At 53.7% G+C, this 22,323-nt stretch carries 20 protein-coding genes; 13 read left to right on the top strand and 7 right to left on the bottom strand.

What is annotated here, in order from left to right; genetic code table 11:
- Positions 1 to 8: 8 nt before the first annotated feature.
- Complete coding sequence (locus FDW88_RS22420; protein ID WP_153880057.1) at positions 9 to 329, bottom strand: hypothetical protein; 321 nt, start codon at positions 327 to 329, stop codon at positions 9 to 11.
- Here FDW88_RS22420 and mreB point away from each other — a divergent pair.
- The 7 genes from mreB (at position 307) to tldD (ending at position 10,426) form a co-directional block, all read left to right on the top strand.
- Complete coding sequence (gene mreB, locus FDW88_RS05490; RefSeq protein ID WP_034498906.1) at positions 307 to 1,350, top strand: rod shape-determining protein MreB; 1,044 nt, start codon at positions 307 to 309, stop codon at positions 1,348 to 1,350. The two genes, FDW88_RS22420 and mreB, sit on opposite strands and share 23 nt — an antisense overlap.
- A gap of 64 nt (positions 1,351 to 1,414) precedes the next feature.
- A complete protein-coding gene (gene mreC / locus FDW88_RS05485; RefSeq protein WP_096755467.1) occupies positions 1,415 to 2,437 on the top strand; it encodes a rod shape-determining protein MreC in 1,023 nt (340 codons plus the stop codon).
- Entirely contained in the window at positions 2,438 to 2,926 is a 489-nt protein-coding gene (gene mreD / locus FDW88_RS05480) for a rod shape-determining protein MreD (RefSeq protein ID WP_103928680.1), read from the top strand.
- A 7-nt stretch (positions 2,927 to 2,933) separates the two neighbouring features.
- Positions 2,934 to 3,527, top strand: a complete 594-nt coding sequence (locus FDW88_RS05475) for a nucleoside triphosphate pyrophosphatase (protein ID WP_115257357.1) — start codon at positions 2,934 to 2,936, stop codon at positions 3,525 to 3,527.
- The gene (gene rng / locus FDW88_RS05470; protein WP_096755470.1) at positions 3,517 to 4,986 is read left to right on the top strand and encodes a ribonuclease G; all 1,470 of its coding nucleotides are present in this window, start codon (positions 3,517 to 3,519) and stop codon (positions 4,984 to 4,986) included. The genes FDW88_RS05475 and rng overlap by 11 nt, the downstream gene beginning before the upstream one ends.
- A 105-nt stretch (positions 4,987 to 5,091) precedes the next feature.
- A complete protein-coding gene (gene yhdP, locus FDW88_RS05465; protein ID WP_137362173.1) occupies positions 5,092 to 8,892 on the top strand; it encodes an AsmA2 domain-containing protein YhdP in 3,801 nt (1,266 codons plus the stop codon).
- Between the two features lie 88 nt (positions 8,893 to 8,980).
- A complete protein-coding gene (gene tldD, locus FDW88_RS05460; protein WP_137362179.1) occupies positions 8,981 to 10,426 on the top strand; it encodes a metalloprotease TldD in 1,446 nt (481 codons plus the stop codon).
- Between the two features lie 93 nt (positions 10,427 to 10,519).
- Here the strand turns inward: tldD and aaeR are convergent, their stop codons facing one another.
- Positions 10,520 to 11,449 carry an HTH-type transcriptional activator AaeR gene (gene aaeR, locus FDW88_RS05455; protein ID WP_117342751.1) on the bottom strand — a complete coding sequence of 310 codons (930 nt, stop codon included), beginning with the start codon at positions 11,447 to 11,449 and terminating at the stop codon, positions 10,520 to 10,522.
- A 184-nt stretch (positions 11,450 to 11,633) separates the two neighbouring features.
- Here aaeR and aaeX point away from each other — a divergent pair, with 184 nt between their 5' ends.
- From aaeX to FDW88_RS05435, 4 genes are all read left to right on the top strand, one after another.
- Entirely contained in the window at positions 11,634 to 11,837 is a 204-nt protein-coding gene (gene aaeX, locus FDW88_RS05450; protein ID WP_003025177.1) for a p-hydroxybenzoic acid efflux pump operon protein AaeX, read from the top strand.
- 7 nt (positions 11,838 to 11,844) lie between these two features.
- Complete coding sequence (gene aaeA, locus FDW88_RS05445; RefSeq protein ID WP_137362172.1) at positions 11,845 to 12,777, top strand: p-hydroxybenzoic acid efflux pump subunit AaeA; 933 nt, start codon at positions 11,845 to 11,847, stop codon at positions 12,775 to 12,777.
- A gap of 5 nt (positions 12,778 to 12,782) precedes the next feature.
- The gene (aaeB, locus tag FDW88_RS05440) at positions 12,783 to 14,750 is read left to right on the top strand and encodes a p-hydroxybenzoic acid efflux pump subunit AaeB (protein WP_137362171.1); all 1,968 of its coding nucleotides are present in this window, start codon (positions 12,783 to 12,785) and stop codon (positions 14,748 to 14,750) included.
- Between the two features lie 117 nt (positions 14,751 to 14,867).
- Positions 14,868 to 15,146, top strand: coding sequence for a hypothetical protein (locus FDW88_RS05435; protein ID WP_096755475.1), 279 nt, complete (start codon positions 14,868 to 14,870; stop codon positions 15,144 to 15,146).
- Between the two features lie 58 nt (positions 15,147 to 15,204).
- Here the strand turns inward: FDW88_RS05435 and yhcN-B are convergent, their stop codons facing one another.
- Together yhcN-B and argR are read right to left on the bottom strand one after the other, a co-directional pair.
- The gene (gene yhcN-B, locus FDW88_RS05430) at positions 15,205 to 15,471 is read right to left on the bottom strand and encodes a DUF1471 family stress response protein YhcN-B (protein WP_096755476.1); all 267 of its coding nucleotides are present in this window, start codon (positions 15,469 to 15,471) and stop codon (positions 15,205 to 15,207) included.
- A gap of 375 nt (positions 15,472 to 15,846) precedes the next feature.
- A complete protein-coding gene (gene argR / locus FDW88_RS05425; protein WP_115257360.1) occupies positions 15,847 to 16,317 on the bottom strand; it encodes a transcriptional regulator ArgR in 471 nt (156 codons plus the stop codon).
- A 436-nt stretch (positions 16,318 to 16,753) separates the two neighbouring features.
- Here argR and mdh point away from each other — a divergent pair, with 436 nt between their 5' ends.
- Entirely contained in the window at positions 16,754 to 17,689 is a 936-nt protein-coding gene (gene mdh / locus FDW88_RS05415; RefSeq protein WP_115257361.1) for a malate dehydrogenase, read from the top strand.
- Positions 17,690 to 17,881: 192 nt separating this feature from the next.
- Here the strand turns inward: mdh and degS are convergent, their stop codons facing one another.
- The 3 genes from degS to zapG all read right to left on the bottom strand — a co-directional run bounded on the left by degS (position 17,882) and on the right by zapG (position 20,973).
- Positions 17,882 to 18,949: an outer membrane-stress sensor serine endopeptidase DegS gene (degS, locus tag FDW88_RS05405; RefSeq protein WP_115257362.1), complete on the bottom strand. Its 1,068-nt coding sequence runs from the start codon at positions 18,947 to 18,949 to the stop codon at positions 17,882 to 17,884.
- A gap of 89 nt (positions 18,950 to 19,038) precedes the next feature.
- The gene (degQ, locus tag FDW88_RS05400) at positions 19,039 to 20,406 is read right to left on the bottom strand and encodes a serine endoprotease DegQ (protein WP_096755480.1); all 1,368 of its coding nucleotides are present in this window, start codon (positions 20,404 to 20,406) and stop codon (positions 19,039 to 19,041) included.
- Positions 20,407 to 20,574: 168 nt separating this feature from the next.
- On the bottom strand, positions 20,575 to 20,973 hold the full coding sequence (gene zapG / locus FDW88_RS05395) for a Z-ring associated protein ZapG (protein ID WP_045448139.1): 399 nt from the start codon (positions 20,971 to 20,973) through the stop codon (positions 20,575 to 20,577).
- 192 nt (positions 20,974 to 21,165) lie between these two features.
- Between zapG and zapE the strand changes: the two genes are divergently transcribed.
- Entirely contained in the window at positions 21,166 to 22,293 is a 1,128-nt protein-coding gene (gene zapE / locus FDW88_RS05390) for a cell division protein ZapE (RefSeq protein WP_137362170.1), read from the top strand.
- Positions 22,294 to 22,323: the final 30 nt, after the last annotated feature.

Genomic DNA, 22,323 nt, shown 5'->3' with positions numbered 1-22,323 from the left:
CCTGCCGTTTAATTTGTTTTCACGTAGAATAACGCGCGTTGTGCCTTCTGGGGGTGTGCTTGTCTGCTCGCCAGAATGTAACAGCAAACATGCAGGTGAATGACCTTTGACAGGTTGCAAACAAAAGCGAGGAGTGCTGCTGATTTTTTCAGCCCTGATGGACTCAGGCCGGTTTTGTAACAAAGGAAACGAACTGCACTAATTTTCACCGTAGCAGATGATTTTTCCGCCTTGTCGCTGCTGCGTGTGGTTGGTAAAGTAAGCGGATTTTGTTTTCCGCCCCAGCTTTCAGGATTATCCCTTAGTATGTTGAAAAAATTTCGTGGCATGTTTTCCAATGACCTGTCCATTGACCTGGGTACCGCGAATACCCTTATTTATGTAAAAGGACAAGGCATCGTATTGAATGAGCCTTCTGTTGTGGCCATTCGACAGGATCGTGCCGGTTCGCCGAAAAGCGTGGCAGCAGTAGGTCATGATGCGAAGCAGATGCTGGGTCGTACGCCGGGCAACATTGCTGCAATTCGCCCAATGAAAGACGGCGTTATCGCTGACTTCTTCGTGACTGAAAAAATGCTTCAGCACTTTATCAAACAAGTGCACAGCAATAGCTTTATGCGCCCAAGCCCGCGCGTGCTGGTGTGTGTTCCGGTTGGCGCAACTCAGGTTGAACGTCGTGCTATTCGTGAGTCTGCTCAGGGTGCCGGTGCGCGTGAAGTATTCCTGATTGAAGAGCCGATGGCGGCAGCGATCGGTGCAGGTCTGCCTGTTTCCGAAGCAACCGGTTCTATGGTTGTGGATATCGGTGGTGGTACCACTGAAGTTGCTGTTATCTCCCTGAACGGCGTCGTTTACTCCTCCTCCGTACGTATTGGTGGTGACCGTTTCGATGAAGCCATCATTAATTATGTGCGTCGTAACTATGGTTCCCTGATCGGCGAAGCGACCGCTGAACGTATCAAACACGAAATCGGATCGGCTTACCCGGGCGACGAAGTGCTTGAGATCGAAGTGCGCGGCCGTAACCTGGCTGAAGGCGTTCCACGTGGCTTTACCCTGAACTCTAACGAGATTCTGGAAGCGCTGCAGGAACCGCTGACCGGTATCGTCAGCGCGGTCATGGTTGCCCTGGAACAATGTCCGCCAGAACTGGCGTCTGACATCTCCGAGCGCGGTATGGTGTTAACCGGCGGTGGTGCACTGCTGCGTAACCTTGACCGTCTGTTAATGGAAGAGACCGGTATTCCAGTCGTTGTTGCTGAAGATCCGCTGACCTGTGTGGCGCGCGGCGGCGGCAAGGCGCTGGAAATGATCGATATGCACGGCGGCGACCTGTTCAGCGAAGAGTAATCGGATACCGGCAGGGTTAACATCCGATTGCCCTGCCGAATCTGATACGAGAATACGCAAACTTATGAAGCCAATTTTTAGCCGTGGCCCGTCGCTACAGATTCGCCTTATTCTGGCGGTGCTGGTGGCGCTCGGCGTTATTATTGCCGACAGCCGCTTGGGTATGTTTAGTCAAATCCGAACATACATGGATACCGCCGTCAGTCCTTTCTACTTTATTTCTAATGGTCCCCGTGAATTACTCGATGGCGTGTCGCAAACGCTGGCCTCGCGTGACCAACTTGAACTTGAAAACCGGGCGCTGCGTCAGGAACTGCTGCTGAAAAACAGTGAACTGCTGATGCTGGGGCAATATAAACAGGAGAACGCGCGCTTGCGCGAGCTGCTGGGATCGCCGCTGCGCCAGGATGAACAAAAGATGGTGACTCAGGTCATCTCAACGGTTAATGACCCTTACAGCGATCAGGTAGTTATCGACAAGGGTAGCGTGAACGGTGTCTATGAAGGGCAGCCGGTCATCAGCGACAAAGGCGTTGTGGGCCAGGTTGTTGCCGTGGCGAAACTGACCAGTCGCGTGCTGCTGATTTGTGATGCCACCCATGCGCTGCCAATCCAGGTATTGCGTAACGATATCCGCGTGATTGCTGCCGGTAACGGTTGTACGGACGATCTGCAGCTCGAGCATCTGCCGGCTAATACCGACATTCGCGTTGGCGACGTGCTGGTAACCTCCGGTCTGGGCGGCCGCTTCCCTGAAGGCTATCCGGTTGCCGTGGTCTCTTCCGTTAAACTGGACACTCAGCGTGCTTACACCGTGATTCAGGCGCGTCCGACGGCAGGGTTACAGCGTCTGCGTTACCTGCTGCTGTTGTGGGGGGCGGATCGTAATGGCGCCAATCCGATGACGCCGGAAGAAGTGCATCGCGTAGCCAATGAGCGTCTGATGCAAATGATGCCGCAGGTTCTGCCTGCACCGGACGCGATGGGCCCGCCTGCGCCTGTTCCTGCACCAGCGACTGGCGTGACGCCGACGCCAGCAACGACAACGCCGCCAGCACCTTCTCCGCGTAAGCCGGGAGGGCAGTAAGTGGCAAGCTATCGTAGTCAGGGGCGTTGGGTTATTTGGCTCTCGTTCCTTATCGCACTTTTACTGCAAGTCATGCCCTGGCCGGACGACATTCTTGTTTACCGGCCAAACTGGGTGCTGCTCATCTTGTTGTATTGGATCCTGGCACTGCCGCATCGCGTAAATGTGGGCACAGGATTTGTGGTGGGTGCCATACTGGATCTCATTAGCGGCTCCACACTTGGCGTGCGGGCTTTGTCGATGAGTATCATTGCCTACCTGGTTGCGCTGAAATTCCAGCTATTCCGTAACCTGGCGCTCTGGCAACAGGCGCTGGTGGTTATGTTGTTATCACTGGTCGTGGACATTATTGTTTTCTGGGCCGAGTTTTTAGTGATCAACGTCTCTTTCAGACCTGAAGTGTTCTGGAGTAGTGTAGTAAATGGTGTGCTTTGGCCATGGCTATTTTTACTGATGCGTAAAGTCCGCCAGCAGTTTGCGGTGCAATAAGGTTGATATGAATACTCTGTATCTGGCTTCAGGTTCCCCACGCCGTCAGGAATTATTGACCCAACTTGGCGTCACCTTTGAACGGCTGGTTCCAGGGATTGAGGAACAGCGTCATCCGCAAGAGAGCGCGCAGCAGTATGTTGTTCGCCTGGCGCGTGAGAAGGCTCAGGCTGGTGTTGCGCTGGCTGCGCGAGATTTACCGGTGCTGGGGGCTGATACCATTGTCATCCTGAATGGCGAAGTGCTGGAAAAACCGCACGACGCCGCGCATGCGGCCGCAATGCTGCATAAGCTGTCAGGCAAAACACATCAGGTGATGACGGCGGTGGCATTAGCCGATCGTCAGCACAGTCTGGATTGCCTGGTGGTTACGGACGTCACGTTCAGAGCACTAACAGATGAGGACATCGCGGGCTATGTTGCCAGCGGTGAACCGATGGATAAAGCAGGTGCATACGGTATTCAAGGGTTGGGTGGTTGTTTTGTCAGGAAGATAAATGGCAGCTATCACGCCGTGGTCGGCTTACCGCTGGTAGAAACGTATGAGTTGCTGAGCAATTTTAACGCACTGCGTGAAAAAAGGGATAAACATGACGGCTGAATTGTTGGTAAACGTAACGCCCTCGGAAACACGCGTGGCGTACATTGATGGCGGTATTCTGCAGGAAATTCATATTGAACGTGAGGCGCGACGCGGAATCGTAGGCAATATCTACAAAGGTCGTGTAAGTCGTGTACTTCCGGGTATGCAGGCGGCTTTTGTAGATATTGGGCTGGATAAAGCCGCTTTTCTTCACGCTTCAGACATCATGCCGCACACCGAATGCGTGGCGGGTGAAGAACAGAAGCAGTTCACCGTGCGCGACATTTCCGAACTGGTTCGTCAGGGCCAGGACCTGATGGTACAGGTGGTCAAAGATCCGCTGGGCACCAAGGGCGCTCGCCTGACGACAGACATCACGCTGCCTTCCCGTTACCTGGTCTTTATGCCTGGTGCTTCGCACGTTGGGGTTTCCCAGCGTATCGAAAGCGAAACCGAGCGTGAACGCCTGAAAAAAGTGGTGGCGGATTACTGCGATGAGCAGGGTGGATTTATTATTCGCACGGCTGCAGAAGGCGTGTGCGAGGACGATCTGGCCTCAGATGCGGCGTATCTCAAGCGTGTCTGGACCAAAGTCATGGAGCGCAAAAAGCGCCCGCAAACCCGTTACCAGATGTACGGCGAGCTGGCGCTGGCGCAGCGCGTGTTGCGTGATTTTGCTGATGCTCAGCTCGACAGGATCCGCGTGGACTCCCGTCTGACCTACGAAGCGTTACTGGAGTTTACAGCAGAATACATCCCTGAGATGACCAGCAAGCTGGAACATTACAGTGGACGACAGCCCATTTTCGACCTCTTTGATGTGGAAAATGAAATTCAGCGTGCGCTGGAACGCAAGGTTGAGCTGAAATCCGGTGGCTATTTGATTATCGATCAAACCGAAGCCATGACCACCGTGGATATCAATACCGGTGCGTTCGTTGGGCATCGTAATCTCGATGACACCATCTTTAATACCAATATTGAAGCTACGCAGGCGATTGCGCGTCAGCTGCGTCTGCGTAACCTGGGCGGCATTATCATTATCGATTTTATCGACATGAGTAATGAAGATCACCGCCGCCGGGTGCTGCACTCTCTGGAGCAGGCGCTGAGTAAAGATCGCGTTAAAACCAGCATTAACGGCTTTTCACAGCTGGGGCTGGTGGAGATGACGCGTAAGCGCACGCGTGAAAGCGTGGAGCATGTGCTGTGCAACGAATGCCCGACCTGCCACGGACGCGGTACGGTCAAAACGGTCGAAACCGTATGCTATGAAATTATGCGGGAGATCGTGCGTGTCCATCATGCTTACGACTCCGATCGTTTCCTGGTCTATGCTTCTCCGGCCGTGGCGGAAGCCCTGAAAGGTGAAGAGTCACACGCGCTGGCGGAAGTGGAAATTTTTGTCGGTAAGCAGGTTAAAGTACAAATCGAACCGCTCTATAACCAGGAGCAGTTCGACGTCGTTATGATGTAGTTAACCACCTGATGGCGATACCTTGTAGGCCGGATAAGGCGTTCACGCCGCCATCCGGCAAAACGATTTTGTGAGTCACATTTTTTGGCAGACAAGGAGAGATGCGTGAGGCGATTGCCGGGGATTTTACTGCTCACTGGAGCCGCGCTCGTCGTCATCGCAGCGCTACTGGTCAGTGGCCTGCGCCTTGCGTTGCCGCATCTCGATAGCTGGCGGCCTGCGATCCTCAGTAAAATTGAGTCGGCCACCGGTATGACCGTTTCTGCCAGCCAGCTCTCCGCCAACTGGCAGAATTTTGGCCCCACCCTTGAAGCCCGCGATATCCACACTCAGCTTAGCGACGGCGGCGAATTCTCGGTCAAACGCGTCACGCTGGCGCTGGATGTCTGGCAAAGCTTGCTGCACATGCGCTGGCAGTTTCGCGATCTCACCTTCTGGCAACTGCATTTACGCACTAATACGCCTATCCAGCGCAGCAACAATGACGATGGAGTCGAACCCGGCCGCGTTAGCGATCTGTTTTTACGCCAGTTCGATCACTTCGATCTCCGCGACAGCCAAATCAGTTTCTTGACCCTCTCTGGTCAGCGTGCAGAACTGGCGATCCCGCAGCTTACCTGGCTGAACGGAAAAAACAGACACCGCGCCGAAGGCCAGGTCAGCCTCTCCAGCCTGACCGGGCAGCACGGTATCATGCAGGTACGGATGGATCTGCGTGATGACGAAGGGCTGCTGAACAATGGCCGGGTCTGGCTACAGGCCGATGACATCGACGTCAAACCGTGGCTGGGGAAATGGATGCAGGATAACGTCGCGCTGCAAACGGCACGCTTTAGCCTGGAAGGGTGGATGACGCTCAGCAAAGGCGAAATTTCCAGTGGCGATGTCTGGCTGAAGAAAGGCGGGGCAAGCTGGAAAGGTGACAACAACACGCACACGCTGTCCGTTGATAACCTGACCGCGCATATTAGCCGCGAGCAGCCCGGCTGGGTGTTCGCGATCCCGGATACGCGCATTACGATGGATAACAAGCCCTGGCCGAGTGGCGCGCTCACCCTGGCCTGGATCCCCGAGCAAGAAGTGGGGGGCGAGAATAACAAACGCAGCGATGAGCTGCGCATTCGAGCCAGTAACCTCGAGCTGGCGGGCCTGGATGGACTGCGCCCCATGGCGGCAAAGCTCTCTCCGGCGTTAGGTGACATCTGGCGCGCCACGCAGCCGAGCGGCAAGATAGATACGCTGGCGCTGGATATCCCGTTACAGGCGACAGAAAAAACGCGCTTCCAGTCCTCGTGGACCGATCTGGCCTGGAAGCAGTGGAAGCTGTTACCGGGCGCCGAGCATTTCTCCGGTACGCTTGCCGGTAGCGTAGAAAATGGTGCGCTCACCGTTTCGATGAAGCAGGCGAAAATGCCGTATGAAACCGTCTTCCGCGCGCCGCTGGAAATCGAAGACGGGGTGGCGACGCTAAGTTGGCTGAAGAATGACAAAGGTTTTCAGCTGGATGGGCGAAATATTGATGTTAAAGCGAAAGCCGTCCATGCGCGCGGCGGCTTTCGCTATCTGCAGCCGACAGGTGATGAGCCGTGGCTGGGCATTCTGGCGGGTATCAGCACCGACGATGGTTCTCAGGCCTGGCGTTATTTCCCGGAAAACCTGATGGGTAAAGACCTGGTCGACTACCTGAGCGGTGCGATTCAGGGCGGTGAGGCGGATAACGCCACGTTGGTGTACGGCGGTAACCCGCGCCTGTTCCCGTATCCACATAACGAAGGTCAGTTCCAGGTACTGGTGCCGCTGCGCAATGCTAAGTTTGCTTTCCAGCCTGACTGGCCAGCGCTTACCAATCTCAACATTGAGCTGAACTTCATGAATAACGGTCTGTGGATGAAGACCGACGGCGTCAATTTAGGTGGGGTGAGAGCCAGCAACCTGACAGCTGATATTCCCGACTACGCGAAAGAAAAGCTGCTAATTGATGCCGACATTAATGGTCCGGGCAAGGCAGTTGGACCGTATTTTGATGAGACGCCGTTGAAGGATTCACTGGGCGCCACGCTGGAGCAGCTCCAGATTGACGGCGATGTGAATGCTCGCTTACATCTGGATATCCCCTTTGATGGCTCGCTGGTGACGGCCAAAGGTGATGTTAACCTGCGTAATAACAGCCTGTTTATTAAGCCACTCGACAGTACATTAAAGAACCTGAACGGCAAATTTAGCTTTATCAACGGCTCACTTCAAAGCGAGCCGATGACGGCCAACTGGTTTAATCAGCCGCTGAACGTCGACTTTTCCACCACCGAGGGTGCTAAAGCCTATCAGGTTGCGGTAAACCTGAACGGGGACTGGCAGCCAACCCGCATGGGTATCCTGCCAACGCAGGTGAACGAGGCCTTAGGCGGCAGCGTAGCGTGGAATGGCAAAGTGGGTATCGATCTTCCGTACCATGCCGGGGCGACCTACAGCATTGAGCTTAAAGGCGACCTGAAGAATGTAAGCAGTCACTTACCTGCGCCGCTGAATAAAGCGGCCGGCGAGTCTCTGCCATTAAACGTGAAGGCCGACGGCAACCTGCGCAGCTTCGATTTAACGGGCAACGCGGGGCCTAAAAATCACTTTAACAGCCACTGGCTGTTGAATCAGAAACTGACCCTTGATCGTGCTATCTGGGCTTCTGAAAGCCGCACTGTGCCTGACCTGCCCGAGCAGCAAGGTATTGAGCTCAATTTGCCGCCAATGGATGGTGCGCAATGGTTGGCACTGTTTAACAAAGGCGCGGCGGACAGCGTGGGCACCAATGCGGACTTCCCGCAGCGTATAACGGTGCGCACGCCGTCGCTATCGTTGGGCGGTCAGCAGTGGAATAATCTCAGTATTGTATCTGAGCCTTCACTGAACGGCAGTAAAGTGCAGGCGCAGGGGCGTGAGATCAACGCGACGTTGGCGATGCGCAATAACGCACCGTGGCTGGCAAACGTGAAGTATCTCTATTACAACCCGAGCGCCGCAAAACCCGCACCGAACGCCACTCCGGCCTCACCGTTTTCCGCGATCAATAACGTCAGCTTCCGTGGCTGGCCGGACGTTCAACTGCGCTGCGAAGAGTGCTGGATGTGGGGGCAGAAATACGGGCGCATTGATGCTGACGTCGCGATTAAGGGTGATACGTTGACCCTGGATAACGGACTGCTGGATACGGGCTTTGCCAGACTGACCCTCGACGGTGAATGGGTTAACGCGCCGGGTAATGTGCGTACGTCGCTTAAAGGAAAACTGAACGGTAATAAAATTGATTCAGCGGCCGGTTTCTTTGGTGTATCGACCCCGATCCGCAACTCCTCATTCAACGTCGAGTACGATTTGCACTGGCGTAACCCGCCCTGGGATCCGGATGAAGCGTCGCTGAATGGTATTTTGCGGACCCGTCTGGGCAAAGGTGAGATTACTGAACTCAGCACCGGGCATGCGGGGCAGTTGCTGCGCCTACTGAGCTTTGATGCGTTGCTGCGTAAACTGCGTTTCGATTTTAGCGATACGTTTAACGAAGGCTTTTATTTTGACTCTATTCGCAGTACGGCGTGGATAAAAGATGGCGTGATGCATACCGACGATACGCTGGTGGATGGTCTGGAAGCCGATATCGCCATGAAAGGCTCGGTCAATCTGGTGCGCCGTGAGCTGAATATGGAAGCCGTGGTCGCGCCGGAAATTTCTGCCACCGTGGGGGTTGCCGCCGCATTTGCCGTTAATCCGATTGTCGGCGCGGCGGTGTTTGCCGCCAGTAAAGTCTTGGGGCCGCTGTGGAGCAAAGTCTCGATTCTGCGCTATCGCATCACTGGTCCGGTCGATAAACCGCAGATTAACGAAGTTCTGCGCCAGCCGCGTAAAGAAAGCCAGCAATGATTTGACGGGGGCGAGTAATTGCCCCAATCTCAGTAAATATGATCTTCTTACCGCTGTTTTACGGCGGCAACTAATGAGTAGCAAAACGATGAGTCTGAACCTGGTAAGTGAACAATTGCTAGCGGCGAATGGCCTGAAACATCAGGACCTGTTTGCCATTCTGGGCCAACTGGCCGAACGCCGTCTTGATTACGGCGATCTCTATTTTCAGTCGAGCTATCACGAATCCTGGGTTTTAGAAGACCGCATCATTAAAGATGGTTCTTACAATATCGATCAGGGCGTTGGTGTGCGTGCCATCAGCGGCGAAAAAACCGGGTTTGCCTATGCGGACCAGATAAGTCTGCTGGCGCTGGAGCAAAGTGCTCTTGCTGCCCGTACTATTGTGCGCGACAACGGTGATGGCAAAGTGAAAACGCTGGGTGCAGTAGAGCATCAGGCGCTTTATACCTCACTTGATCCGTTGCAGAGCATGAGCCGTGAAGAGAAGCTGGATATTCTGCGTCGCGTTGATAAGGTCGCGCGTGCCGCCGACAAACGTGTGCAGGAAGTGACCGCTAGCTTGACCGGCGTTTATGAGCTGATTCTGGTTGCGGCGACTGACGGTACGTTGGCGGCTGATGTTCGTCCTCTGGTGCGCCTGTCCGTTAGCGTGCAGGTTGAAGATGACGGTAAGCGTGAACGTGGCGCTAGCGGCGGTGGTGGTCGTTTTGGCTATGACTATTTCCTCGCCCCCCTTGACGGCGAAGTCCGTGCCGATGCATGGGCGAAAGAAGCCGTGCGCATGGCGCTGGTGAATCTCTCCGCGGTAGCCGCGCCAGCAGGCGCACTGCCGGTCGTGCTGGGTGCAGGCTGGCCGGGCGTGCTGCTGCACGAAGCGGTCGGTCATGGCCTTGAAGGTGACTTCAATCGTCGTGGGACATCAGTCTTTAGCGGCCACATGGGTGAGCTGGTGGCATCTGAGCTGTGCACCATCGTGGATGACGGCACGATGGCGGATCGCCGTGGTTCAGTGGCTATTGATGATGAAGGTACGCCTGGCCAGTACAATGTCCTGATTGAAAACGGTATTCTGAAAGGCTATATGCAGGACAAGCTGAACGCGCGTCTGATGGGTGTAGCGCCGACCGGTAACGGACGTCGTGAATCTTACGCACATTTGCCAATGCCGCGCATGACCAATACCTATATGCTGCCGGGTAAATCTACGCCGCAGGAAATTATTGAGTCCGTTGAATACGGTATTTATGCTCCGAACTTCGGCGGCGGTCAGGTGGACATCACGTCCGGGAAGTTTGTGTTCTCAACGTCTGAAGCGTATCTGATTGAAAACGGTAAAGTGACCAAGCCGGTGAAAGGTGCGACGCTGATCGGCTCCGGCATTGAAGCGATGCAGCAGGTTTCGATGGTGGGTAATGACCTGAAACTGGATAACGGCGTCGGCGTTTGCGGTAAAGAAGGGCAGAGTCTGCCAGTGGGCGTGGGTCAGCCGACGTTGAAGGTAGATAGCCTTACCGTAGGCGGTACCGCGTAACTGTACATGCCGGATGGCAACGCTTCGCGTTTTATCCGGCCTACATATCTGCACCGACCGTAGGCCCGGTAAGCGAAGCGCCACCGGGCATTTTTATTTATCTTTACCCCTGCCGTACATCCCCTGAAACAACTGCGCCACATCGACAAAATAATCTGTGAGAGAGTTAATCACGACCTGCACCTTGAGCGGCAGCTTGTCTTTTTCCGTATATAGCGCGTAAACCGGACGCGGATCTGACTGGTAGCGGGGCAGCAGGATCTCCAATTCACCACGATTGATCTCATTGATCACCCACATCAGTGGGACATAGGCAATCCCCGCGCCTGCGGCCAGCCAACGCACCAGCGTCATGGGATCGTTGGTTACGAAGCGTCCCTGCGGGATCAGTCGGGTTGAAATCCCTTCCGGGGCAATAAGCTCAAATTCATTATCTGGACGCACGCTGTATTCCAGCCATGAATGGTTGCTGAGATCGGCGGGCTTTTCCGGGATGCCAAACTGGGCGAGATAGCTTTTAGCGGCACAGACCACCATTGGCATCGTCCCCAGACGACGTGAAAAAAGACTGGAGTCCTGGAGAGCGCCCACACGGATAACCACGTCCAGACCGTCAGCAATTAAGTCCGGGGCCGGGATGCCGGTGACCAGATTGACCGCCAGTCCGGGGTACTCTTTCAGCATTTTCGCGGTCAGTCCGGCGAGGACATTTTGTGCCATGGTTGAAGAACAGCCGATCCGCAGTGTACCGATCGGCGTGTTGTTAAACGCATAGAGCTGCTCATGAACGTCCTGCACTTCGTGCAGCATGCGACGGCAGCCCTGATAATAAATTTTTCCGGCCTCGGTCAACCCAATGCTGCGTGTACTGCGGTTTAGCAGCTTAACCTGCAGTTCATCTTCCAGTTTTGATACCGTCTGGCTTATCGATGAAACGCTCATTTGCAGTTGTCTGGCAGCGGCGGTGAAGGAGCCAAACTCGACGACTTTGGCGAACACCGACATACGTTTTAATCGTTCCATTGTTCACTCTGGCTTAAAAGTGATTTAGATCACATAATATAGATAACAGCATAACAGTTACGTTAATATATTATTATTCAAATAACAGCTATGTCGCTCTCGCCTGGCTCATCCTTGCCCTTCTCTGCGGTGACATACGCTCAATAAACGATCGCCTGCACTCTCTTAAGCAACCAAGGTCAACATGAGTCTGTTTCCCGTTATCGTGGTGTTTGGTCTTTCCTTCCCACCGATTTTTTTCGAGTTACTTTTGTCACTGGCGATTTTCTGGCTGGTGCGCCGGGTGCTGGTTCCAACTGGCATCTATGATTTTGTCTGGCATCCGGCCCTGTTTAACACCGCGCTGTATTGCTGTCTGTTCTATCTAATAACGCGCCTGTTCGTTTGAGGTTGAAGTGAAAACACTAACAAGAAAACTCTCCCGTACGGCCATGACTCTCGTACTGGTCATTCTGGCTTTTATCGCTATTTTCCGCGCATGGGTCTATTACACCGAGTCGCCGTGGACGCGTGATGCGCGTTTTAGTGCCGAGGTTGTTGCTATCGCCCCGGACGTCGCGGGCCTGATTACTCACGTTAACGTGTATGATAACCAGCTGGTGAAAAAGGATCAGGTCCTGTTCACCATCGACCAACCGCGCTATAAAAAAGCCCTCGAACAAGCCGAAGCGGACGTCGCCTATTATCAAGTCCTGGCGCAGGAAAAACGCCAGGAAGCGGGGCGTCGTAACCGTCTTGGCGTTCAGGCCATGTCCCGCGAAGAGATTGACCAGTCGAATAACGTGCTGCAAACCGTATTACATCAGCTGGCGAAGGCGCAGGCGACCCGCGATCTGGCAAAACTCGATCTTGAACGTACGGTTATCCGTGCGCCAGCCGACGGCTGGGTGACGAACCTTAACGTCTATTCCGGTGAGTTTATTACCCGTGGTTCGACGGCGGTGGCGCTGGTCAAACAGCACTCTTTCTACGTGCTGGCGTATATGGAAGAGACCAAGCTGGAAGGTGTGCGTCCGGGTTACCGCGCTGAAATTACGCCGCTTGGCAGCAACAAGGTTTTGAAAGGTACCGTTGATAGCGTTGCGGCGGGCGTGACGAATGCCAGCAGTACGCAGGATGCGAAAGGCATGGCGACCATTGACTCCAACCTTGAATGGGTGCGACTGGCTCAGCGTGTGCCAGTGCGCGTCCGTCTTGATGACCAGCAGGGAACGCTGTGGCCAGCCGGGACCACGGCGACTGTGGTCATTACCGGGAAGCAGGATCGCGATGCCAGCCAGGAGTCCTTCTTCCGTAAAATGGCGCACCGTCTGCGCGAGTTTGGTTAATTGCGATGGGCATTTTATCCATTGCCAATCAGCATATCCGCTTTGCGTTAAAACTGGCATGCGCCATTGTGCTGGCGCTGTTCGTTGGCTTTCATTTTCAGCTTGAGACCCCGCGCTGGGCGGTGTTGACCGCAGCGATTGTGGCAGCAGGCCCCGCTTTTTCGGCGGGCGGAGAACCTTATTCGGGTGCGATCCGCTATCGTGGGATGCTGCGTATTATCGGGACGTTTATCGGCTGTATTGCGGCACTGGTGATTATCATCAGCATGATCCGTGCGCCGCTGCTGATGATCCTCGTGTGCTGTGTCTGGGCCGGTTTTTGTACCTGGATCTCTTCGCTGGTGAAGATTGAGAACTCCTATGCCTGGGGGCTTTCGGGTTATACGGCGCTGATTATCGTCATTACTATCCAGGCTGAGCCTCTGCTGACACCGCAATTTGCCCTCGAGCGCTGCAGCGAGATTGTGATCGGTATTGTCTGCGCAATTGTTGCTGATCTGCTCTTTTCTCCCCGCTCGGTGAAACAAGAAATTGACGTTGAACTGGACAGCCTTCTGGTGGCGCAGTATCGACTTATGCAACTGTGTATTAAGCATGGTGACAGCGAAGAAGTGGACAAAGCCTGGGGCGATTTAGTTCGTCGGACTGCGGCGCTGGAAGGCATGCGCAGTAACCTGAATATGGAGTCCTCACGCTGGGGGCGCGCCAACCGCAGGCTCAAAGCGCTGAACACGCTGTCACTGACGTTGATTACCCAATCCTGTGAAACCTATCTTATCCAGAACACGCGGCCGGAACTGATTACGGATACCTTCCGTGAACTGTTCGATACGCCGGTAGAAACCGTGCAGGATGTGCATAAACAACTGAAGCGCATGCGCCGGGTGATGGTCTGGACCGGCGAGCGCGAAACGCCGGTGACCCTTTATAGTTGGGCCAGTGCGGCAACCCGTTACTTGCTGCTGAAACGTGGGGTGGTTAGCAACACGAAAATCAGCGCTACGGAAGAAGAGATCCTGCAGGGCGAGCCGGTGGTGAAAGTGGAATCCGCCGAACGCCACCATGCGATGGTCAACTTCTGGCGCACCACGCTGTCCTGCGTGCTGGGCACCTTGTTCTGGCTGTGGACTGGCTGGACGTCAGGTAGCGGCGCAATGGTGATGATTGCGGTGGTGACCTCACTGGCGATGCGTTTACCCAACCCGCGGATGGTGGCAATCGACTTTATTTACGGCACGCTGGCGGCGTTACCGCTGGGTGCGCTCTACTTTCTGGTTATCATCCCCAATACGCAGCAAAGTATGTTGTTACTGTGCCTGAGCCTGGCAGTGCTGGGGTTCTTTCTGGGCATCGAGGTTCAGAAGCGACGTCTGGGCTCAATGGGCGCGCTGGCCAGTACCATTAACATCATCGTGCTGGATAACCCGATGACCTTCCACTTTAGTCAGTTCCTCGACAGTGCGCTTGGGCAGATTGTCGGATGCGTGTTGGCGTTTCTGGTGATCTTACTGGTGCGTGATAACTCGCGTGACAGAACCGGTCGCGTGCTGCTTAATCAGTTCGTGTCGGCGGCGGTTTCAGCGATGACCACCAATGTGGTTCGCCGCAAAGAAAACCATCTCCCGGCGCTTTACCAGCAGCTCTTTTTGCTGATGAACAAATTCCCCGGTGACCTGGCGAAGTTTCGTCTGGCGCTGACGATGATCATCGCACACCAGCGTCTGCGCGATGCACCAGTACCGGTAAACGAGGATTTATCCGCCTTTCACCGTCAACTGCGACGTACTGCCGATCACATCATATCCGCAGGGAACGACGACAAACGCCGACGCTACTTTAGCCAATTGCTGGAGGAGCTTGATGTCTATCAGGAGAAGTTAACCCTCTGGCAAGCGCCGCCTCAGGTGACGGAGCCGGTGAAGCGACTCACCGGCATGCTCCACAAGTATCAGCATGCCTTGACCAGCAGTTGAAAGTGAGAAACCGGCGCTAAAAACGTCGGTTTTTTTATGGCTATACTTACCTGATGTGTGGGAATCCCTGCATAGAGAGAGCCTGTAGAGCGACTGGCGTTGGGATGGTAGCTATAGATGAACATCTATACATTTGATTTTGACGAGATTGAAGAACAGGGTGATTTCTACCGCGAGTTTACGCGGGCATTCGGCCTTGCTCGGGAAAAGGTAAGCGATCTCGATTCGCTGTGGGAGGTGGTGATGGGCGACGTTCTACCTCTGCCGCTGGAGATTGAGTTTGTCCATTTACCGGACAAACAACGCCGACGCTACGGAGCGCTGATTTTGCTGTTTGATGAAGCAGAAGAAGAGCTGGAAGGGCAATTACGCTTTAACGTCCGTCATTCAATGTAAGGCATAAAAAAGCCCCCGACAGGCGGGGGCAAGTCGTCTCGGACCAGACGACGAGGGTTTATTTGTACAGTTCAGCGGTTGCGTGCCAATGCGCGCCTTCACGCAGTTCGGTCACGCGGTAGCTGCTGGCGCCTGCTTTTTCAGCTTTGGCGACGATTTCCTGACGCATATCCATCGGTGAGCTGCCAATCTGAGAAACAGAGATGGTACCCATGGATTGCAAATTCTGTGCTTCTTGTGTGTTCACCTGATTAACCGCCGCACTGGCGCCAAAAGAGAGAACGGAAAGAAGGCTTAAGGTTGCAACAGTCGTTTTGATTTTCATGATATTTACCTCGTCGAATTCTTTTATTGGGGTCTTCGTTTCGTGACCCTTATCACAAAATCAAGTATACACTAATCACTCGATAAATTAATACCACGCTAATGGTTTCTGCTGTAATTAAGTGTTAAGAAATGTGGTTTTAATAACTTATTGGAATTAAAAACGCATAATTGAACCCATTATTTTAAAAAAATACAGTAAATTCATGGTGATAGTTAATTTCGCAATTTGTGCGTTTATAATTCGAGGTATTCACTGTGTGAATGTTTTTGGATAGTGAAACGCACTATTTGTTAAATGGCAGGCAGAGGAAAAGAGTGGTCAGGAGTCAGAAAGAAAGGTTTTTCCCCGCCACGCGATGCGACGGGGAGGGGATCACAGCTCTTGTTCGAACAGTTCCAGAATAGCTTCGTACAGATCTTTTACCGAGAACCCCATCGCCGGAGTGGTGAAGATAGTATCGTCGCCCGCAATAGTGCCGAGGATACCTTCTGCTTTACCCAGTGAATCCAGCATACGTGCGATCAACTGTGCGGCGCCTGGGCTGGTATGAATGACCACCACGGCATCGTTGTAATCAATGTCCAGCACCAGATTTTTCAGTGGGCTGGAGGTTGTCGGTACCCCCAACTCTGCCGGAAGGCAGTACACCATTTCCATTTTGGCATTGCGGGTACGCACGGCGCCAAACTTGGTCAGCATGCGTGAAACCTTGGACTGGTTGATATTATCAAAGCCCTGATCCTGCAATGCGAGGACGATTTCGCCCTGAGAGCTGAATTTCTCTTCCTTGAGAAGCGCTTTAAACGCCTTTACTAATTCTTCTTGTTTTGCCGAGCTTCGCATAAGTCACCCGTAATATGGCGGTAGAAACAACATTATTGTGCATACAGATGAATTTTTATGCAAACGGTCTGCCTCATTCAAGGCTGAAATAATGTTATGAAAGAGCGGAATTTTATCAAATTTCGTTATCAAGAAACATGCCTATGTCACGGCATGCAAATAAGCTTAAAAGTAAATCAATTGTTATCAAATTGATGTTGTTTTGGGAGGGCAGTTAGGTATATTGTCAGCACCTGTTGGAAAGTTGCTCTACTGTGCGAGTCGTATTGAATTACGTAACTTAGCTTTTAATTTACGTAAGTTAAATGCATAAAAGCCAAATTTGCGTAACTACGCATTCTTGACGCGTGGTTGTTGTGTTCATCGGATTTGTGAATTATGGTCGCCGCCGCGGAGCAACAGACACTTTGCTTATCAATATAATAAGGAGTTTAGGATGAAAGTTGCAGTCCTCGGCGCTGCTGGTGGAATCGGTCAGGCGCTAGCATTACTGTTAAAAACCCAACTGCCTTCAGGTTCAGAACTCTCCCTGTACGACATCGCTCCAGTAACGCCTGGTGTGGCCGTTGATTTGAGCCATATCCCTACTGCTGTGAAAATCAAAGGTTTCAGCGGCGAAGATGCGACCCCGGCACTGGAAGGTGCTGACGTGGTACTGATCTCAGCAGGCGTCGCGCGTAAACCGGGTATGGACCGTTCCGACCTGTTTAACGTCAACGCAGGTATCGTGAAGAATCTGGTTCAGCAGGTTGCGACCACCTGCCCGAAAGCATGCATCGGTATCATCACTAACCCGGTGAACACCACCGTTGCAATCGCTGCAGAAGTGCTGAAAAAAGCAGGCGTTTACGACAAGAACAAACTGTTTGGCGTGACCACGCTGGACATCATCCGCTCCAACACCTTTGTGGCGGAACTGAAAGGCAAGCAGCCGACCGACGTTGAAGTTCCGGTTATCGGCGGACACTCTGGCGTGACTATTCTGCCACTGCTGTCACAGATCCCTGGCGTAAGCTTCACCGAGCAAGAAGCTGCTGAGCTGACCAAACGTATCCAGAATGCGGGTACTGAAGTCGTCGAGGCTAAAGCCGGTGGCGGTTCCGCAACCCTGTCTATGGGCCAGGCCGCAGCACGTTTCGGTCTGTCGCTGGTTCGCGCACTGAACGGCGAAAAAGGCGTGGTGGAATGTGCATACGTTGAAGGTGACGGCCAGTACGCTCGCTTCTTCTCTCAGCCGCTGCTGCTGGGCAAAAACGGCGTAGAAGAGCGTCAGTCTATCGGCAAGCTGAGCGCGTTTGAACAGAGCTCGCTGGAAGGCATGCTGGACACGCTGAAGAAAGATATCACCCTGGGCGAAGAGTTCGTTAAGTAACGCGACAAGAGGCCGGATGCCGGACGGCGGTGTAAATACCTTATCCGGCCTACGGTCAGCGTGTATTTGTAGGCCTGATAAGCGTAGCGCCATCAGGCATTACGTGCTAAGTCCCTACGATATCGCCTAATAAAAACCGGAGCTAATTCAAATTGCTCCGGTTTTTTATGGTAAGTGGGGGGAGGCGTGATGTTAATTGGTGGCCGGGTATTCCTGAATGGTGACCTGCAACGTTAACTGTTTATCATCACGCATCACGACGACGGAGATCACTGAGCCTGGGCGAATTTCCGCTACCTGATCCATGGTCTCCAGCGCAGAGACGGCCGGTTTATTATTGACCGAGATAATCAGATCGTTAACCTGAATGCCTGCTTGTGCCGCCGGGCCATCCGGGGAGACTTCGTTAACCACAATCCCCTGAATTTGATCCATTCCGCCGCCCTGCGCGTGCAGTGGCGCAATCTCGCGACCGCTAATCCCGATATACCCGCGAATGACGCGACCATCACGAATCAGCTTATCCATAATCTTGGTTGCTAACTGGAACGGAATAGCAAAGCCGATCCCTTCCGGCGTTTCGCCATCGTTGCTCTTATCAAACGACAGGGTGTTAATGCCCATCAGCTCACCCAGCGAGTTAACCAGCGCCCCGCCGGAGTTGCCGTGGTTGATAGAGGCGTCCGTTTGCAGAAAGTTTTGCCGTCCCGTGGGGTTCAGGCCAATACGACCAGTGGCGCTGATGATCCCCTGAGTAATGGTTTGCCCGAGGTTGTACGGGTTCCCGATAGCAAGAACGACGTCGCCAATGTGCGGTATCCGTTTGTTGTTGATAGGGATTGTGGGCAGCCCACCAGAGGCGTTGATTTTCAGCACCGCCAGGTCCGTCAGGGTATCTGAGCCGACCAGCAGCGCTTCAAACACGCGTCCATCCTGCAGAGCGACGATGATTTGGTCGGCATCATTAATCACGTGTTTGTTGGTGATGATATAGCCGCGCTGATCCATGATAACGCCGGAGCCGAGTGTGCGGATCTCGAGCTGGTTGTGCGTCGTGCTGTTCATACTGCGGTTATACACGTTAACAACGGCGGGGGCGGCACGGCGAACCGCCGGGTTATAGCTGGCAGGCGTTTCATCAGCACTGTCAAACTGGGGTGCTGTAAGCGTATTAATTTTGCGCAGAGAGGGCATCGCGGCCAGCAGAATGGCGCCGACGATTAAACCAATCGCGACCGAACGTAAAAGCTTCACAAACATGATAGCGGCGTCATTAAAAAGGGGAACGGCAGCAGCATATCACGAGTTTACCGGACATCACACGGTGGGCTGATGTCCGGTCTACCAGCTTAACGCAGGAGCAGATAGATATTCTCGTTACCGCGTACCACCTGCAACGCGATGATCGACGGTTTCGCTTCCAGCACCTTGCGCATTTCGGCAATGGAGTTCACGCGATCGCGGTTTACACCGATGATAACGTCATCTTTGTGCAGACCGGCTTGCGCGGCTGGGCTGCTTTTTTCGACGTTATCAATCTTGATGCCTTTAGTGCCGTCTTTTAACTGACCGTCGCTAAGCGTTGCACCTTGTAATGCCGGGGCGATCATTTCCGCACTGGCGGACGACGACGTGCTGGTATCCAGCGTGACCTCCACCTCCAGCGGCTTACCGTTACGTAGCAGACCCAGTTTAACCTTGGTGCCCGGTTCAGTGGTGGCAATACGCGAACGTAACTCGGCAAAACTGTTCAGCGGCTTGCCGTTGAGGCTGGTAATGACGTCACCGGATTTCACGCCCGCCTTCGCGGAGCCAGAGTTCGGCAGCACTTCGCTAACAAACGCGCCGCGCTGTACATCCAGCTTGAACGCTTTGGCGATGTCGGCGGTCATTTCCGTCCCTTTAATACCCAACAGGCCGCGTTTGATTTCGCCAAACTGCATTAACTGCTGCGCCAGCGTGCGCGCCATGTTGCTGGGAATGGCAAAGCCAATGCCGATACTGCCGCCGCCCGGTGCCAGAATGGCGGTGTTAATACCGATCAATTCACCATTCAGATTAAGCAGCGCGCCACCGGAGTTACCCCGGTTAATGGACGCATCGGTCTGAATAAAGTTTTCCAGACCTTCCAGATTCAGGCCGCTGCGACCCAATGCCGAGACGATGCCGGAGGTTGCCGTTTGCCCCAGCCCGAACGGGTTACCGACGGCGACGGCAAAATCACCCACGCGGAGTTTGTCGGAGTCGGCGATGGCAATTTGTGTCAGGTTGCTAGGGTGCTGGATTTGCAGCAGGGCGATATCGCTCTGATCGTCGCTACCAATCAGCTTGGCGTCAAACTCGCGACCGTCGTTGAGCTGGATACTGATCTTCTGTGCCTGATTAATAACGTGGTTATTGGTTAGCACGTAGCCTTTGGCGGCGTCGATGATGACTCCTGAACCCAGGCCTTCGAACGGTTGTGACGGCTGATCGGGTAGGTCATCGCCAAAAAATTTTTTGAATTCTTCCGGGACTTTCTGCCCCTGTGCGGCGGTACCTTCGACCCTCACGCTCACGACCGCAGGTAACACTTTCTCCAGCATTGGTGCGAGGCTGGGGAGTGCGGCTTGACCGGGAACCTGGCCGGGTATCGACGCAATGGCCTGAAACGGCGCCGAGAGAGTTAACCCGACACTTAACGCTAATGCACTCAACAGCTGGGTTTGTTTTTTCATTGATCCTGCTCTCGTACCTTGAGTAAACGGAAGATGATTCAAAACAGTTTGATGTTATTGAATTTTCGGTTTGGTCACAATGCGGCTAACGACTAAATAATAGCTGGGACGGGAAGAGAAGCGGAGGGCGCAATTGCTGCGCCCAATAAATTTCTTAACGATGTGCAGTTAGTCGCGCTTTGCGCCACTACGCAGCAGGCCGGAGGCCCCTTCGGAATAGTCGCGTGGCATCTGAACCGGTGCCTGATCGTTGCCTGCTTCAGACTCTGCCAGACGGTTACGGAACGGGTTGGATTCTGGCGACATACCCGGCAGCAGGTTGCTGGAACTTTTTGCCATATGTTGGTAGATCTGACGATAGTCGTCGGCCATGTTATCCAGTAGCTCAGCGCTGCGGGCAAAGTGGCTTACCAGCTCTTCACGATACTCTTCCAGCTCAGCTTTGTTTTTTTCCAGTTCGTACTGCAATGCCTGCTGTTGGCGTAATTTACGATTACCAAAACGCATGGCTACGGCACCAATAATGATACCGACGACTAACCCAATTAGCGCATATTCCCAGGTCATGAACATCTCCCGTTGTCTTGTGTTTCCGTAGGGTGTTGGCTTTAGGCTCCATGCCTGCGCCTGATTATGCCACTATAACCGCTAATCCCGTAGAAGTGGAATCCCGACTTTATATCGCGTAGTGTAGAACGGCCTTTTTTTCGTCAACCGTGAGCGACGGCACATCGATTCTCAAGGAATAACAATAACATCATGCAAAGCTTTTCCCCGACATCGCGTTACCTGCAGGCCCTCAACGACGGCAGTCATCAACCCGACAACGTACAGCAAGAGGCAGTGAATCGACTGGATATTATTTTCCAGGAACTGACTGCCCCCGCCCGTCCTGTGTTGCAGGAAAGTGGGCTGATTGCTCGCTTTAGCAAATTTTTGGGTAAACGTGAACCGACGGAGAGCACGCCGGTGCGTGGTCTGTATATGTGGGGGGGCGTGGGGCGCGGGAAAACCTGGCTGATGGACCTTTTCTACCATAGCCTGCCGGGCACGCGTAAACAGCGTTTGCACTTTCACCGCTTTATGCTGCGCGTACATGAAGAGTTGACCGCCCTGCAAGGGCAAAGCGACCCGCTGGAAGTGATTGCCGACCGCTTTAAGGCAGAAACCGACGTGCTGTGCTTTGATGAGTTTTTTGTCTCAGATATCACCGATGCGATGCTGCTCGGTGGATTAATGAAAGCGCTGTTCGCCCGCGGCATCACGCTCGTGGCGACATCCAATATTCCGCCTGATGACCTGTACCGCAATGGTCTGCAACGTGCCCGCTTTCTTCCGGCGATTGAGGCTATTAAACAGTACTGCGACATCATGAATGTGGATGCCGGAGTTGATTACCGTCTGCGTACGTTAACCCAGGCGCATTTATGGTTATCGCCGCTGAATGATGAAACCCAACGGCAGATGGATAAGCTGTGGCTGGCGTTAGCGGGAAGCAAAAGTGAACATGCGCCGACGCTTGAGATAAATCATCGCCCGATGCAGACACTGGCCGTCGAAAACCAAACGCTGGCCGTCTCGTTTACTACCCTGTGCGTCGATGCCCGCAGCCAGCACGACTATATTGCGCTATCGCGCCTGTTTCACACCGTGTTGCTCTCTGACGTCCCAGTGATGACGTCGTTGATGGAGAGCGAAGCACGGCGCTTTATCGCGCTGGTAGATGAGTTCTACGAACGCTACGTCAAGCTGGTGGTGAGTGCGGCAGTTCCTTTATATGAGATCTACCGGGGAGAGCGCCTAAAGTTTGAATTCCAGCGCTGTTTGTCGCGTTTGCAGGAGATGCAAAGCGAAGAGTATCTGAAGCGCGAACATTTAGCCGGTTAAACCCACCGCAAATCACATAAAGGGGTCGAT

The sequence above is a fragment of the Citrobacter sp. wls829 genome, assembly GCF_005280825.1.
GTDB lineage: Bacteria > Pseudomonadota > Gammaproteobacteria > Enterobacterales > Enterobacteriaceae > Citrobacter > Citrobacter gillenii.
The sequence above is the reverse complement of the archived record's forward strand: the minus strand, read 5'-3'. Positions and strand labels throughout refer to the sequence as shown.

What these genes read in the sequence shown, in the direction of transcription:
- yhcN-B (WP_096755476.1), bottom strand. Translation starts at nt 15,471, where the DNA reads ATGAAAATCAAAACGACTGTTGCAACCTTAAGCCTTCTTTCCGTTCTC.
- tldD (WP_137362179.1), top strand. Translation starts at nt 8,981, where the DNA reads ATGAGTCTGAACCTGGTAAGTGAACAATTGCTAGCGGCGAATGGCCTG.
- degS (WP_115257362.1), bottom strand. Translation starts at nt 18,949, where the DNA reads ATGTTTGTGAAGCTTTTACGTTCGGTCGCGATTGGTTTAATCGTCGGC.
- zapG (WP_045448139.1), bottom strand. Translation starts at nt 20,973, where the DNA reads ATGACCTGGGAATATGCGCTAATTGGGTTAGTCGTCGGTATCATTATT.
- aaeB (WP_137362171.1), top strand. Translation starts at nt 12,783, where the DNA reads ATGGGCATTTTATCCATTGCCAATCAGCATATCCGCTTTGCGTTAAAA.
- degQ (WP_096755480.1), bottom strand. Translation starts at nt 20,406, where the DNA reads ATGAAAAAACAAACCCAGCTGTTGAGTGCATTAGCGTTAAGTGTCGGG.
- argR (WP_115257360.1), bottom strand. Translation starts at nt 16,317, where the DNA reads ATGCGAAGCTCGGCAAAACAAGAAGAATTAGTAAAGGCGTTTAAAGCG.
- mreB (WP_034498906.1), top strand. Translation starts at nt 307, where the DNA reads ATGTTGAAAAAATTTCGTGGCATGTTTTCCAATGACCTGTCCATTGAC.
- rng (WP_096755470.1), top strand. Translation starts at nt 3,517, where the DNA reads ATGACGGCTGAATTGTTGGTAAACGTAACGCCCTCGGAAACACGCGTG.
- FDW88_RS05475 (WP_115257357.1), top strand. Translation starts at nt 2,934, where the DNA reads ATGAATACTCTGTATCTGGCTTCAGGTTCCCCACGCCGTCAGGAATTA.
- aaeX (WP_003025177.1), top strand. Translation starts at nt 11,634, where the DNA reads ATGAGTCTGTTTCCCGTTATCGTGGTGTTTGGTCTTTCCTTCCCACCG.
- mreC (WP_096755467.1), top strand. Translation starts at nt 1,415, where the DNA reads ATGAAGCCAATTTTTAGCCGTGGCCCGTCGCTACAGATTCGCCTTATT.
- zapE (WP_137362170.1), top strand. Translation starts at nt 21,166, where the DNA reads ATGCAAAGCTTTTCCCCGACATCGCGTTACCTGCAGGCCCTCAACGAC.
- aaeR (WP_117342751.1), bottom strand. Translation starts at nt 11,449, where the DNA reads ATGGAACGATTAAAACGTATGTCGGTGTTCGCCAAAGTCGTCGAGTTT.
- FDW88_RS05435 (WP_096755475.1), top strand. Translation starts at nt 14,868, where the DNA reads ATGAACATCTATACATTTGATTTTGACGAGATTGAAGAACAGGGTGAT.
- mdh (WP_115257361.1), top strand. Translation starts at nt 16,754, where the DNA reads ATGAAAGTTGCAGTCCTCGGCGCTGCTGGTGGAATCGGTCAGGCGCTA.
- FDW88_RS22420 (WP_153880057.1), bottom strand. Translation starts at nt 329, where the DNA reads ATGCCACGAAATTTTTTCAACATACTAAGGGATAATCCTGAAAGCTGG.